Source organism: Micromonospora sp. NPDC047756 (assembly GCF_055587245.1).
Genome location: NZ_JBVJGQ010000006.1, coordinates 668,805 through 682,535, shown reverse-complemented (window position 1 = coordinate 682,535; position 13,731 = coordinate 668,805). Strand labels below are relative to the sequence as shown.

The 13,731-nt window shown below is 73.8% G+C and carries 14 protein-coding genes; 13 read left to right on the top strand and 1 reads right to left on the bottom strand.

The window, feature by feature from the left end; genetic code table 11:
- The first annotated feature begins 342 nt into the window (after positions 1 to 342).
- The 12 genes from ACZ6NZ_RS23245 (at position 343) to ACZ6NZ_RS23190 (ending at position 11,490) form a co-directional block, all read left to right on the top strand.
- The gene (locus ACZ6NZ_RS23245; RefSeq protein WP_465860101.1) at positions 343 to 1,326 is read left to right on the top strand and encodes a zinc-dependent alcohol dehydrogenase; all 984 of its coding nucleotides are present in this window, start codon (positions 343 to 345) and stop codon (positions 1,324 to 1,326) included.
- 2 nt (positions 1,327 to 1,328) lie between these two features.
- Complete coding sequence (locus ACZ6NZ_RS23240; protein WP_357202916.1) at positions 1,329 to 1,727, top strand: 6-pyruvoyl trahydropterin synthase family protein; 399 nt, start codon at positions 1,329 to 1,331, stop codon at positions 1,725 to 1,727.
- Positions 1,724 to 2,770: a glycosyltransferase family 4 protein gene (locus ACZ6NZ_RS23235; protein WP_465860100.1), complete on the top strand. Its 1,047-nt coding sequence runs from the start codon at positions 1,724 to 1,726 to the stop codon at positions 2,768 to 2,770. Before ACZ6NZ_RS23240 ends, ACZ6NZ_RS23235 begins: the two co-directional genes overlap by 4 nt.
- The gene (locus tag ACZ6NZ_RS23230; protein WP_465860099.1) at positions 2,767 to 3,585 is read left to right on the top strand and encodes a class I SAM-dependent methyltransferase; all 819 of its coding nucleotides are present in this window, start codon (positions 2,767 to 2,769) and stop codon (positions 3,583 to 3,585) included. The genes ACZ6NZ_RS23235 and ACZ6NZ_RS23230 overlap by 4 nt, the downstream gene beginning before the upstream one ends.
- A 67-nt stretch (positions 3,586 to 3,652) precedes the next feature.
- Positions 3,653 to 4,591: a lysylphosphatidylglycerol synthase transmembrane domain-containing protein gene (locus tag ACZ6NZ_RS23225; protein ID WP_465860098.1), complete on the top strand. Its 939-nt coding sequence runs from the start codon at positions 3,653 to 3,655 to the stop codon at positions 4,589 to 4,591.
- A gap of 58 nt (positions 4,592 to 4,649) precedes the next feature.
- Positions 4,650 to 5,333 (top strand): GTP cyclohydrolase II, encoded by a 684-nt coding sequence (locus ACZ6NZ_RS23220; RefSeq protein ID WP_465860097.1) that lies wholly within the window; start codon positions 4,650 to 4,652, stop codon positions 5,331 to 5,333.
- A complete protein-coding gene (locus tag ACZ6NZ_RS23215; protein WP_366606576.1) occupies positions 5,330 to 6,070 on the top strand; it encodes a RibD family protein in 741 nt (246 codons plus the stop codon). The genes ACZ6NZ_RS23220 and ACZ6NZ_RS23215 overlap by 4 nt, the downstream gene beginning before the upstream one ends.
- Positions 6,071 to 6,123: 53 nt before the next feature.
- Entirely contained in the window at positions 6,124 to 6,672 is a 549-nt protein-coding gene (locus tag ACZ6NZ_RS23210) for a DinB family protein (protein ID WP_465860096.1), read from the top strand.
- A gap of 67 nt (positions 6,673 to 6,739) precedes the next feature.
- Positions 6,740 to 7,585 carry a TetR/AcrR family transcriptional regulator gene (locus ACZ6NZ_RS23205; protein ID WP_465860095.1) on the top strand — a complete coding sequence of 282 codons (846 nt, stop codon included), beginning with the start codon at positions 6,740 to 6,742 and terminating at the stop codon, positions 7,583 to 7,585.
- A 10-nt stretch (positions 7,586 to 7,595) separates the two neighbouring features.
- Positions 7,596 to 8,054 (top strand): GNAT family N-acetyltransferase, encoded by a 459-nt coding sequence (locus tag ACZ6NZ_RS23200; protein WP_465860094.1) that lies wholly within the window; start codon positions 7,596 to 7,598, stop codon positions 8,052 to 8,054.
- 101 nt (positions 8,055 to 8,155) lie between these two features.
- Positions 8,156 to 10,879, top strand: coding sequence for an Hsp70 family protein (locus tag ACZ6NZ_RS23195; RefSeq protein ID WP_465860093.1), 2,724 nt, complete (start codon positions 8,156 to 8,158; stop codon positions 10,877 to 10,879).
- Positions 10,880 to 10,917: 38 nt separating this feature from the next.
- Positions 10,918 to 11,490 carry a nucleosidase gene (locus ACZ6NZ_RS23190; protein ID WP_366606586.1) on the top strand — a complete coding sequence of 191 codons (573 nt, stop codon included), beginning with the start codon at positions 10,918 to 10,920 and terminating at the stop codon, positions 11,488 to 11,490.
- Between the two features lie 10 nt (positions 11,491 to 11,500).
- On the opposite strand, the gene ACZ6NZ_RS23185 is transcribed toward ACZ6NZ_RS23190, so the two are convergent.
- On the bottom strand, positions 11,501 to 12,679 hold the full coding sequence (locus ACZ6NZ_RS23185) for a low temperature requirement protein A (RefSeq protein ID WP_465860092.1): 1,179 nt from the start codon (positions 12,677 to 12,679) through the stop codon (positions 11,501 to 11,503).
- A gap of 171 nt (positions 12,680 to 12,850) precedes the next feature.
- Between ACZ6NZ_RS23185 and ACZ6NZ_RS23180 the strand changes: the two genes are divergently transcribed.
- Positions 12,851 to 13,714 carry a S1 family peptidase gene (locus ACZ6NZ_RS23180; protein WP_465860091.1) on the top strand — a complete coding sequence of 288 codons (864 nt, stop codon included), beginning with the start codon at positions 12,851 to 12,853 and terminating at the stop codon, positions 13,712 to 13,714.
- The last annotated feature ends 17 nt before the right edge of the window (positions 13,715 to 13,731 follow it).

Below are 13,731 nucleotides of genomic sequence, written 5' to 3'. Positions count from 1 at the left end.
ACCCGCTGCCTCAAGCGCTACATCGCCCGACAGCTCTACCGCACCATCACCACCCACCACCGCACCTCTTGACAACCCCCACTCACAGATCGGCGTGACCCTCCTGCTCGATACAGTTTCGGTCCGACCCCCGCGATCAGGTCCGCGTCAGGCGCGGAGTCTGCGCTGCCGGACGACCAGCAGCAGCGCAGCGCCGAGGAGCACCTTGTCTGAACGTCGGTCCTGCCGGACGAGCTTCGAACTGTGCGTACCGAACTTCCGTGTTTATGATCGACAACCCCCGACCGGGGACCCGACACGGCCGATCGGTTCGGCCCCGGAGCAGAGCTGAGGTGCGCGACGGTGAACCGCGAGGCGTACGCCTGCTGGGTGCGCGAACCCGGCGTGGCCGAGATCCGGCCGGTGTCGCTGACCGCCCCGGGCCCTGACGAGGTGCTGGTCCGGACCCGCTACTCCGGGGTCAGCCGGGGCACCGAGACGCTGGTCTTCGCCGGTCGGGTGCCCGCCGACCAGTACGCCGCCATGCGCGCGCCGTTTCAGGAGGGCGAGTTCCCCGGCCCGGTGAAGTACGGCTACCTCAGCGTCGGCGTCGTCGAGCAGGGCCCGCCGGAGCTGCTCGGGCGAACGGTGTTCTGCCTGCACCCGCACCAGAGCGCGTACGTCGTGCCGGTGAGTGCCGTGGTCCCGGTGCCGGAGGGGGTGCCGGCCGCCCGAGCGGTGCTCGCCGGCACTGTGGAGACCGCCGTCAACGCGCTGTGGGACGCCGCGCCGCTGGTCGGCGACCGGGTGACCGTCATCGGCGCGGGCATGGTCGGCTGCTGCGTCGCGACGCTGCTGGCCCGGTTCCCCGGCGTGCACGTCGAGTTGGTCGACACCGACGCGCGCAGGGCCGGCGTGGCCGGAGCCCTCGGTGTCGACTTCGCCAGCCCGGCCGACGCCCGCGGTGAACGGGACCTGGTCGTGCACGCCAGCGCCACCGCCGCCGGCCTGCAACAGTCACTGGACCTGCTCGCCCCGGAGGGCACGGTCATCGAGCTGAGCTGGTACGGCGACCGCCCGGTGCAGGTGTCACTGGGCGGTGCGTTCCACTCCCGTCGACTCAGCGTGCGCAGCAGCCAGGTCGGCATGGTGGCACCCGCCCGACGGGGGCGGCGCAGTTACGCCGACCGGCTGGCGCTCGCCCTGGACCTGCTCGACGACCCGGCCTTCGACGCGTTGATCACCGGCGCGTCGCGCTTCGCGGAGCTGCCCGACGTGCTCGCCGGACTGACCTCGGGCGACCTGCCCGCGCTCTGCCACCTCATCACCTACGAAGACGGAGAGTGACAGTGTTCAGCGTGACCGTTCGGGACCACATGATGATCGCCCACAGTTTCCGAGGCGAGGTGTTCGGGCCCGCGCAACGGCTGCACGGCGCGACGTTCGTCGTGGACGCGACGTTCCGCCGACCCGACCTGGACGCCGACGGGATCGTGGTGGACATCGGCCTGGCCACCGAGCAGCTGCGGGCCGTGCTGAGCGAGCTGACCTACCGCAACCTCGACGACGAGGCGGCCTTCGCGGGGGTGAACACCACCACGGAGGTGCTGGCCCGCACGGTCGCGGACCGGCTGGTCGAGCGGGTGCACGCCGGTGAGCTGGGGGCCGGGGCGCGTGACCTGAGCGGCATCACTGTCACCCTGCACGAGTCGCACATCGCCTGGGCGAGCTACGAGCGGTCGTTGTGACCGATGCGGGCCGGGCGGTGCACGTCGTCCTGCCCGGTGACATCGACGACCCGGCCACGCCCAGCGGCGGCAACTCCTACGACCGGCGGATCTGCGCGGGGCTGGGCGAGCGCGGCTGGTCGGTGCGCGAGCATCCGGTGCCCGGCGCATGGCCGCACCCCGACCCGACCGACCAGGCGACGCTGGGCGCGGTGCTCGCCGCCGCGCCCGACGACGCCGTGGTGCTGATCGACGGCCTGATCGCCTCGGCCGTGCCGGACCTGCTCGCCCCGCACGCCCGTCGGCTGCGCCTGGTGCTGCTGGTGCACCTGCCGCTGGACGACGAGCCGGAGGCCCGCGCCCTGGCCGCCGCCCGGGCCGTCGTCACCACCAGCGAGTGGACCCGCCGCGCCCTGTTGGCCCGCCACCCGGCCCTCGCCGGCCGGGTCCGGGCCGCGCCACCGGGGGTGCGGCCCGCGCCGCCCGCGGCCGGCTCGGCGGCCGGCGACCGGTTGCTCTGCGTCGCGGCGGTCACCCACCACAAGGGGTACGACGTGCTGGTCGACGCGTTGGCCACGCTGGTCGGCAGGTCCTGGACGATGGTCTGCGCGGGCACTCTGGCCCGGGAACCGGATCTCGTGCGCCGGCTGCGCGACCGGTTGACCGGGGCGGGCCTCACCGAGCGGGTGCGACTGGTCGGCCCGGTGACCGGCGCGGCGTTGGACGACGCGTACGCCGCCGCCGACCTGCTGGTGCTGCCGTCGAGGGGCGAGACGTACGGCATGGTCGTCACCGAGGCGTTGGCCCGCGGCCTGCCGGTGTTGACCACCGAGGTGGGCGGGCTGCCGGAGGCGCTCGGTCAGGCGCCCGACGGTGAGCGGCCGGGACTGCTGGTCCCACCCGGTGACCCGGCGGCGCTGGCCGCCGCCCTGATCCGCTGGCTCGACGACGACGGGCTGCGCGCCCGGCTGCGTCGTGCCGCTCTCGCCCGGCGCGACACCCTGACCGACTGGCCGGTGACCACCGCGTTGCTGGCCGGAGTGCTGAAGGAGGTGGCGGAATGACCGCCGAGGAGACCCTGCCGTTCGCCGACTGGCTGCGGTTGCGTGAGCCGGCCGACGCGGCGGCGCGCGCCGAGGACCTGGTGGATGCCGTCCGGGGCCGGCTGGCCGGGGACACCCCGACGGTGATCCACGACCTGGGCAGCGGCACCGGGTCGATGAGCCGTTGGCTGGCCGCCCGGCTGCCCGGACCCCAGCACTGGGTGCTGCACGACCGCGACGCCGACCTGCTGGCCCGCGCCGCCGAGGGCATGCGGGGGGTGACCGCCGCCGACGGCGCCCCGGTCACCGTCCACACCCGCTGTGGCGACCTCACCCGGCTGACCGCCGCCGACCTCGCCGACGGTTGCCTGGTCACCGCGTCCGCGCTGCTGGACATGCTCACCGCCCACGAGGTCGACCGGGTGGTGGCGGCGTGCGTCGGCCGGCCGGCCCTGTTCGCCATCTCGGTCACCGGGCGGGTCCGGTTCACCCCGGCCGACCCGCTCGACGAGGCGGTCGAGGCCGCGTTCAACGACCACCAGCGGCGTACCGTCGAGGGCCGGCGGCTGCTCGGCCCGGATGCCGTCGCCGCCACCGCCACCGCGTTCGCCCGGCACGGCGTCGACGTGCGGGAACGGCCCAGCCCGTGGCGTCTCGGCCCGGAGCACGCCGACCTGGTTGCCGAATGGTTCCGAGGGTGGCTCGGGGCCGCCTGCGAGCAGCGCCCCGACCTGGCCGAACCCACCCAGGCGTACGCCCGCCGTCGGCTGGCCGACGCGGCGGCCGGCCGGCTCACGGTGATTGTCGAACACACTGACCTCCTCGCCGGTGGATGAACCGTTCACGCCCTGGGTACGTGGACTAGGGCAAGTGGACGATCTTCAAAGGGGAGGGCCAGCGCCGATGTTCTGGGCCTGGGCACGAGTGGTCGGCGGGGTGGGTCTGCTCGCCGTCCTGCTGTGGCAGGTGGGCAGCGGCCCGTTCCTCGCCGGAGTGCGACTGATCGACGCGCCGGCGTTGGCGGCGGCGCTGGTCATCGGTGTGCTCACCACGGTCTGCGCGGCGTGGCGGTGGAGCCTGGTCGCCGGTGGCCTCGGCGTACGCCTGCCGCTGGCGACCGCCGTGGCGCACTGCTACCGGGCCGTCTTCCTCAACGCCACACTGCCCGGCGGGGTGCTCGGCGACGTGCACCGCGCGGTACGCCACGGCCGCGACGCCGGTGACGTCAGCCGGGGCATCCGCGCGGTGGTCTGGGAACGCGCCGCCGGGCAGGTGGTCCTGGTCGGGGTCGCGCTGGTGGTGCTCGCCGCCTTCCCGTCCCCGGTCCGCGCGTACCTGCCGGTCGCCGCCGCGTTGCTCGTCGCCGGTGGGCTGGCCGTGGTGCTGGTGGCCCGGGTCCTCCCGAACGGTGGCGGGTCGCGCTGGGCGACGGCACTGCGCACCGCCGTGGCGGACGTACGGTCGGGGCTGCTGGCGCGGCGTACCTGGTTCGGAGTGCTGGTCGCCTCGGCCGTGATGGTCGCCGGTCACCTCGCGACCTTCCTGGTGGCGGCGCGCACCGCCGGATCGGACGCCCCGCTGTCCCGCCTGCTGCCGTTGACGTTGCTGGCACTGCTCGCGATGGGCCTACCGTTGAACGTGGCCGGCTTCGGGCCACGCGAGGGGGTGGCGGCATGGGTGTTCGGCGCGGCCGGCCTCAGCGCGGCCGAGGGCGTCGCCACCGCCACCGTCTACGGCGCACTGGTCCTGGTGGCCAGCCTGCCCGGGGCTGCCGTGCTGCTGGCCCGTCGACGTCGAGTTCCCCTCGCCGCCCGGGAAGCCGCCTCCGGCGGCGGATGTTGAGTCGGTTGTGAGACGGTACGCGTCGCCGGACGACGGTGGCGCCGGACAGAGGAGTCCCATGCCCGAAGCATTGCCCGTTGCCTCGATCCGCACGCAGGTCACGGTGCCGTTGGCGTTTCCGGACGGCTACACCACGACGGCCCGGGTGTTCACCTTCAAGGGCCTGGTGGACGGTCGGGAGCACCTGGCCCTCGGCCTCGGCGACTGGGCGGGTGCCCTGGACCGGCTCAGCGCCGGGGGAGCGGCCCCGCTGGTCCGCCCGCACAGCGAGTGCCTGACCGGCGACGTGTTCGGCAGCCAACGCTGCGACTGCGGTCCGCAACTGCGCGAGGCGGTGCAGCGCATCGCCGAGACCGGCGGTTTCCTGCTCTACCTGCGACAGGAGGGCCGGGGCATCGGCCTGTACGCCAAACTCGACGCGTACGCGTTGCAGGACGCCGGGTTGGACACCTACCAGGCCAACGTCGCGCTGGGCCGGGGCGAGGACGAGCGGGACTACACCGTCGCCGCGCAGATGCTGGCCACGTTGGGTGTGCCGCGGGTCCGACTGCTCAGCAGCAACCCGGACAAGGCCGAGCAGTTGACCCGGTTGGGCGTGGACGTCGCCGAACGGGTGCTCACCAGCGTCTTCCTCTCGCCGGCCAACGCCGGCTACCTGGCGGCCAAGGCCGCCAAGGCGGCGGAGGTCGAGGCGGCGGATGTGCTCGCGGGTCGTACTCCTGAGCGGCCCGTCTCCCGATGAGTTGGCGGCCGGGGCCCACGCGGCCGTACGTGCTGCTGAGTTGTGCCGCCTCCATCGACGGGTACATCGACGATGCTTCCGAGCAGCGGTTGCTGCTGTCCAACGAGGAGGATCTGGACCGCGTCGACGCGGTTCGGGCCAGCTGCGACGCCATCCTGGTCGGCGCCGGCACCGTCCGGCGGGACGACCCCCGGCTGCTGGTGCGCTCGCCGAGCCGTCGCGCCGAGCGGGTGGCGGCCGGTCGGCCCGCCTCACCGACCAAGGTCACCCTGACGGCGCAGGGTGACCTCGACCCGACCGCCCGCTTCTTCACGGCCGGGGATTCGGCCCGGCTGGTCTACTGCGCCACGGGCGCGCTGGAGAAGACCGAGGAGCGGGTCGGGCGGCTGGCCACCGTGGTCGACGCCGGTGAGCCTGTCGACCCGGGGTGGCTGCTGACCGACCTGGCCGCGCGGGGCGTACAGCGGTTGATGGTGGAGGGCGGCGGAACGGTGCACGCCCAGTTCCTCGCCGCCGGCCTCGCCGACGAGCTGCACCTGGTGGTCGCCCCGTTCTTCGTCGGTGACGGTCGGGCGCCCCGGTTCGTGGGGGAGGGCCGCTTCCCCTGGCACCCGGGCCGCCGCGCCCGCCTGGCCGAGGCCCGCCAGATCGGCGACGTGGTCCTGCTCCGCTACGCCCTCTCCGACCGCTGCCCCACCGCCGCCGACGGCGAGCCCGCCACCCGCCCTATGGGGTGAGAGGGCGGAGTTATCCGCTGGACGGTCAACCGGCGGCACGCGAGAATCCCGGAATGTCCGTGCCGCCCCTGTCCCTCCTGCGCTGGCAGTTCGACCTGACGTGGTCGCTGTTCGAGTACCATCTCGAGCGACTCGACTCGGCGGACTTCCTCTGGGAGCCGGCCGCCCACTGCTGGTCGATGCGGCAGAGCACCGACGGCACCTGGACCCCGGACTGGGCCGACACCGAACCCGACCCGGTCCCGGTGCCGACCATCGCCTGGCTCACCTGGCACCTGGGCTGGTGGTGGACTGTGACGATGGACCATCTGCGGGGGGTGCCAGCCCGGCAGCGTACGGCCGTCCTCTGGCCGGGCGCGGGCGAGCCGAGCGTCGCCTGGCTGCGTGGCCTGCGTACCGAATGGCTGGGTCTGCTCGACCAGATCGGCGACAGTGACCTCGACCGCGTCGCGACCTTTCCCTGGCCGGACGCGGCCGACCACACCGTCACGCACACCATCGGTTGGGTCAACTCCGAGCTGATGAAGAACGCCGCGGAGATCGGGCAGCTCCGGCTGCTCCGCGCCGCACTTGCCGATCCGGACGCTCCGATCCGACCGTGAGCCACCCGGGGGGCTCCATCGTGCGCCGCGCCGGCCGCCCGCTCGACGACACATCCGCCCGACGACGGTGACCGACGCGTTCCGCGAGATGGGAGGCGGGGTGCTCGAAGCCCGGTGTGTCGAGTGCGACGCGGAGCTGCCCGTCAGCGCCGGTCGGGGGCGCCCGCGCCGCTACTGCTCCCGGAGCTGTCAGGCCCGCGCCTACCGGAGACGTCGCGAGCACGGCCCCACCAGCGGCCCGCGTCGAATTCCGGCCCTGCCCGCCCCGACCGGCGGCGACCCGCGCCACCGGTTGGTCGCCCTCGCGGTCGAGCTGGCGGACGCCGGCGGCCTGGACGCCGTCTCGCTGCGGGTCCTCGCCCAACGCGCCGGTCTGCCCGCCCACGGCGTGTACCGGCATGTCCGGAACCGGGCCGACCTCCTCGCCGCGATGGCCGAGCAGATCACCGCCACCCGCGCGCCCGGCACCGCGCCACTACCGCGCGACCCGCGCCAACGGCTCGAACGGTTGGCCGGGGACGAGTGGGCGATGTACCGCCGCCATCCCTGGCTGCTGGCGATCCTCGCCACCGACCGGCCGCCGACCGGACCGGCGGTACTCGCCATGGTCGACCGGGTGGTGGCGGCGTTCACCACCGCCGGATACGCACCGGCCGAGGCGTTCCGCGCCTACCTGGCGCTCAGCGGTTACGTTCAGGGGATGGCCCTGCTGATCAGCCGTGACCCCGGGGACGCCACCTACCACGCCTGGTGGTCGGCGACCCGCACCCGGCTGGAGCGGACCGGCCGTACCCGGGACCGACAGTGGCTGACCGCGGCCGGACAGACCAGACCCGACACCGACCTGGACACCTGGTTCCAGTTCGGTCTGCGCGGTCTGCTCGACGGTCTGCTGGGCAGCCCCGCTCGGTAGGCTGACCGGCGTGCCGAGACTGGAGACGATCACTCAGGACAATGTGGAGGCCGCCTGCCAGGTGAGCGTGCGGCCCGACCAGGAGAAGTTCTCGTCTCCGGTCGCCTGGTCCCTCGCCGAGGCGTACGTGCAGCCCGAGGTCGCGTGGCCGCGTCTGATCGTCGAGGATGACGAGATCGTTGGCTTCCTGATGGGCTTCTTCGACATATTGTGGGATCCGGCCCAGTCGGACGAGAGGCGCTCGGGGCTGTGGCGGCTGAACATCGCCGCCGAGCACCAGGGCCGCGGGTACGGCCGCTTCGCGGTCCAGGCCGTCCGCGACGAGGCCCGCCGACGTGGGCACGACCGCGTCCACACGACGTGGAAGCCGGGGCCGGACGGCCCGGAGCAGTTCTACCTGAAACTCGGGTTCCAGCTCACCGGGGAGACCAGCGAGGACGAGGTGGTGGGCGTCCACTCCACCCACTGACCGACCCCGTCGGCCACCCCGGACCGAGTGATCAGCGGTGCGGCGTGGCCTGCGTACGATGCGGGGTCGAGTTCCCCTCGTCGCGGCGGAGGTATCGGGCAATGGCAGGCCAGCACGAGGGTTTCGCCCTCGGCATCGACCTCGGCACCTCCAACACTGTCGCGGTGCTGCGCTGGCCGGACGGGCGGACCCGTCCGCTGCTGATGGACGGTCAACCGCTCAGTCCGTCCGCCGTGTACGCCGACCCGGACGGCACCCTGCACACCGGCTGGGACGCCCGCCGGTTGGCGCAGGCCGACCCGGCCCGGTTCGAGGCGAACCCGAAGCGTCGGGTGGACGAGCCGACAGTGCAGCTCGGCGACCGCGCGTACCCGCCGGCCGACCTGCTGGCGGCGGTGTTGGCGGCGGTCGGCCGGGCGGCGGTGGGCGCGGTGGGTTTCCTGCCACCGGCAGTGGTCACCTGCCCGGCAGCCTGGGACGCGACGCGGCGGCAGGTCCTCGCCGACGCGCTGCTGCGGGCGGGCTGGCCGCAGGCGGCGGAGCACACCCTCGCCGGGCCGACGCCGCCGGGCACCCGGCTGCTGCGGGAGCCGGTGGCCGCCGCCCGGTACTACACGCAGGTGCTGCACCGCCCGGTGCCGGTCGGCGGGGCGATCGCGGTGTTCGACTTCGGTGGCGGGACGCTCGACGTCGCCGTGCTGCGCAACGAGGGCGCGGACCCCTGGGGTGACTCGGGCTTCAGCGTGGTCGCCGACGGTGGCCTGCCCGACCTGGGCGGTCTGGACCTCGACGCCGCGCTGGTGCGGCGGGTCGGCGAGTTGGTCGGTGAGCGGCACGCCGGGCAGTGGGACCGACTGACCCGACCGGCGGATCCGGCGCAGCGCCGCGACCAGGTCCGGCTCTGGGACGAGGTACGTGGTGCGAAGGAGACCCTGTCCCGGTCTTCTGTCGCCCCGGTAGCGGTGCCCGGAGTGGCCGAGACGATCCAGCTGACCCGGGCGGACGTCGAGCGGGTGGCCACGCCGCTGCTGCGCCGGGCGGTGCAGCGGGCCCGGGAGGTCATCGCCGCCGCCGGGCTGCGCCCCGACCAGCTCGACGGGCTGTTCCTCGTGGGCGGGTCGTCACGGATCCCGCTGGTGGCCCGCATGCTCCACGCCGAGCTGGGGATCGCGCCGACGGTCCTGGACCAGCCCGAGCTGCCGGTGGCCGAGGGCGCCCTGACCGACCTGCCGCTGCGCAAGCCGCTCCCGGCGTACGCGGGACCGCCGCTCGCGCCACCTCCGGTGAGCCCGCCCGCGTCACGTCCCGTGAGCCCGCCGATGCCGAGCCCCGTCAGCGCGCCCGCGCCCGCCGGAGCCCCCGCGCCGGTCGTACCGTCGCAACCCTGGCCGGGATCCACCCCGCCGGCGGGCCCGCCGCCCGGGCCGGGCCTGGCCGGTGCCACCCCGACCCCGCCGGCCGGCGCGACCCGCTGGCCCCGGGCGCGCTGGGTGGTGCTCGGCGCGGCGCTGGCCCTGGCCGGGGTGGCCACCGCGGCGACGCTCTACCTGACCCGGGACCGCTACCCGGATCTGGAGTTCGCCTCGCTGCGCGAGCTGTCCCGCCTGTCGGCCGGCCCCGAACGGCCGCTCGACATGTGGACGGCGGTGCTCGAAGACCGGGCCTACCTGGCGTTCGCGCTGCCGGACGACCGGCTGGAGGTGGTCGCCGTCGACGCGGGCAACGGCCGCGAGTTGTGGCGCCAGCAGACCGACGTGCGGGCCGACGACTGGGAGGCGATCGTCGCCGTCCCCGGGGCGGTCGCGGTCCTCGCCGACGCGCCGGGCGACAGCACCCCCCGACCGCTGGCCGTCCTCGACGGCCGCACCGGCGAGCAGCGCTGGCAACGCCTTCTGCGTGGTGACGACGACGTCTACTTCGCCGACGACACGGCGGTGCTGGTGGACCGGACCGCCGAGGAACTGGTCGGTCTGCGCCTGACCGACGGTTCGGCGAAGTGGACCGAGCCCAACCCCCGCGGCCAGTACGCCGGTGGCCGTACCGTGGTCCGCCCGGTCGGCACCGACGCGGCAGCGGGCGGACCGGCCTTCCTCGACGGCACGCCCCGCGACCCGTGGACGGGCAAGGGGCGGCGACTCGTCCAGGTGGGCGCGGACCGGTCGGTGCGGCTGCTCGACATGGCTTCGGGCGCGGTGCTGCGGCAGTGGGGCAGCGTCGCCGACCTCGACGACCTGGTGGTCGCCCACGAGGACCGCCTGTACGTCGCCGCCAACGAGGGTGGTTACCAACTGCTCGCGTACGACCTGAACTCCGACGCCGAGCCGGTGGTGCTGCACCGTTCCGGCAACGACGAGTACCGCCCGAAGGAACTGGTGGCCTGCGGTGAGCGGCGGGCCTGCCTGTTGCAGGTGCCGAACAACGACGTCGCCCGTACCGAGGTGGTGGCGGTCACCGAGGGTGAGCGCATGATCAGCTGGTCGGCGCCGGGCGTGACCGCTCTGGTTCCGTCGGGTGAGCAGGTGCTCGCCCAACGGGAGCTGCCGGAGCCGACCGTCACCGTCTTCGACGCCGCCGGCAAGCCGGTGCTGCGGGACCGGGGCGGGGTGGCGGTCCGCCTGGACGCGGGCAATCTGCTGGTCTTCGCGAAGGCGCCCAGCGTGGTCGCGGACAACCGGGTGCTGGCCGGGGTGTGGGCCGAGTCCGGGGAGGTCGACGAGTTGGGTGAGCTGAAGGATGTGCGCAGCTCCTCCTGCTCGTGGAACACCCGCGTGATCGCCTGCGGCGCGGAGAAGGACTTCGTGCTGTACCGCTTCACCGACGACTGACAGTCGACGGCCCACCGGTCGGCTCGTACGATGCTCCGGTGAATCTTCGAGGTACGGTCCGCGCCGATCGTCCGCTGGTGGTCCTCGCCGTCGGGGAGGAGGCCCGCTACCTACCGCCCGAGCTGCCGGTCCTGCTCACCGGCATGGGCAAGGTGAACGCCGCCAGCGCGGTGGCCGCGGTGCTGGCCGCCGGGCCGCGCCCCGCCCTGCTGCTCAACCTGGGTACGGCGGGCGCGTTGCGCCCCGGGTTGGCCGGCATCCACGAGGTGGCCACAGTGCTTCAGCACGACCTGGACACCGACCTGCTGCGCACGCTCACCGGCGAGACCTACGGGGCGCCGCTGTCGCTGGCCGCCGAGGGCGTGGTGCTCGCGACCGGTGACACCTTCGTGGCCGACGACGCGGAGCGGGACCGGTTGGCGCGGCGCGCCGACCTGGTCGACATGGAGGGGTACGCGGTGGCCTGGGCCGCGGCGCAGGCCGGCGTGCCGTGCCGGCTGGTCAAGCAGGTCAGCGACGAGGCCGGCGACGGCGCCGCCCGGAGCTGGCAGGAGTCGGTGGACGCGTGCGCCCGGGACCTCGCCGAGTGGGCCGCCCGACACGTCGCCTGAGTGGGCCGGGTCAGTCGCCGGGTTGCCGGAACCGCAGGCCCGGCGTGGTCTCCCGGGCCGCTCCGGGGAGCAGGACGTGAGCCGCCAGCCCCAGCGCCACGGCCAGGGTGACCAGCACCGGCGGCCAGTGACCGGCCCAGGGCAGCACCAGCAGCGGCAGAGCCAGGCAGCCCATCCGCCACCACGGCAGGTTCGTCGACACCAGCAGGGTGAACAGCGCGCGGCCGATCACGAAGAGGATCGGACCGCCGATGATCAGCAGGAGCCACCGCGCCGGTGTCGTCCCGGTCGGCTGCGAGACGACCAGGTCGAACGCGGCCGCCGTGCCGACCACGCCGGCCAGCATCACCAGATGGGTGTACGGGGCCACCCGCGCCGGCCGGCCCGCCCTCGCCCCGGCTTCCAGCAACTCGCCGGCCCGGAAGACGTAGACCTGCCACATCAGCAGCATGACGGCGAACGCGCAGAACAACGAGGTGACCCGGACGCCGTCGAGGTCGGTACGGCTGACCCGCATGGTGGGCACCAGGATGATGTCGCCGAGCGCCAGGATGACGAACTGCTGGTAGCGCTCGCCCAGGTGCCCGGTGGTCCGCTCGTACTGGTCGATCGGCACCCGGCCCAGTCGGGGTGTCGGGTAGCGGGCCGCCGCGGAGAGCAGGTCGATCGCGATGGCGATGACCCAGAGCGGCCAGTTCACCTCGCCGGTCACCGCGCCGGCGATCCAGAAGACACCGGACACCAGGAACCAGAACAGGAACCGGGCGGCCCGGATCGTGGCCACCCGGTGGCGCTGCCGTTGCAGCGACGTGATCAGGATGATGCCGCGCAGCACGTGCGTACCGACGTACGCGACCGCGAAGATCAACGCGTGTCCGTCGGTGACCATCGGCAGGGATGCCGCCATCCCCACCGAGCCGACCATGGCGATCATCAGGATGAACTGGATGGGGCGCTGCTGCGGGTCGTAGAACTCGGTCGTGGTGGCGGTGACCGACCAGGTCCACCAGATGGCGGTCAAGATCAGCAGCACCTTCGCGCCGCCGGACCAGGAGAGGTGCTCGGTCAACAGCGTCGACGTCAGTGCGAGGGCCGCCACGAAGACCACGTCGAAGAGCAACTCCAGCAGGGTGGCCCGGGTCGACCCGTCCGGCCGGCGTACCAGTGCCGCGGTGCCTCCGGTGCTCATGCCGGGCCTCCCGCCCTGTCTTAAGAGGATTATCGGCGGTGCCGACACGGCCCGTCCCCGGATCGGCGATTCCCGCCGGCCGGGGAAGCGGGCGGCCGGAGGTTGCCAGGGCGTCGGAGGCCGGGCGATGCTTGACGGCATCCAATAATCTCGATCTCTTCGGAGGTTCGGATGCGCCGCTCCCCGCTGGTCGCCCTCGTCCTGACCGCCCTGCTGCTCGTCGCGCCCGGCGCGGCACAGGCCGCCGTCCCCGACCGGGCCGCCGCGCCCGCCGCCGACCCGACGGCCACGCTGACCGGGGTACGCACCGCGGGCACCGCCTGGGGTCTCGACCCCGCCACCGGCCGGATGACCCTCACCGTCGACGACACAGTGGCCCCCAGCGAGGTGGCCGCGCTGCGGGTGGTGACCGACCGGGCCGGCGTGCTGCTGCGCCGCGAACCCGGAACGCTGCGCCCCCTGATCGCCGGCGGGCAGGGCATCTACGGCGGCGGTGGCGCGCGCTGCTCGCTCGGCGCGAACGCGCGCAGCGGCAGCACCTACTACGTGATCACCGCCGGGCACTGCACCGCCGCCGCCGCCACCTGGTACGCCGACAGCGCCCAGACCACGGTGCTCGGCACCCGCACCGCGACCAGCTACCCCACCAACGACTACGGGCTGATCCGCTACACCGGCCGGATCGCCCACCCGAGCGCGGTCTACACCTACCCCGGCCTGCTGACCATCAACGGCCCCGCCAGCGCGTACATCGGTCAGGCGGTGTGCCGCAGCGGCAGCACCACCGGCGTGCGCTGCGGCACCGTCACCGGTCTCAACCAGACCGTCAACTACGCCACCGGTGTGATCTACGGCCTGATCCGCACCAACATCTGCGCCGAGCCGGGGGACAGCGGCGGACCGCTCTACGTGGCCTCCACCGGCAGGATCATCGGCATCCTCTCCGGCGGCACCGGCAACTGCACGGCCGGCGGCACCACCTACTACCAGCCGATCGCGGAAGTGTTGGCCGCGTACGGGCTGACCGTGCCCTGACCGGCGGGACACCGCTT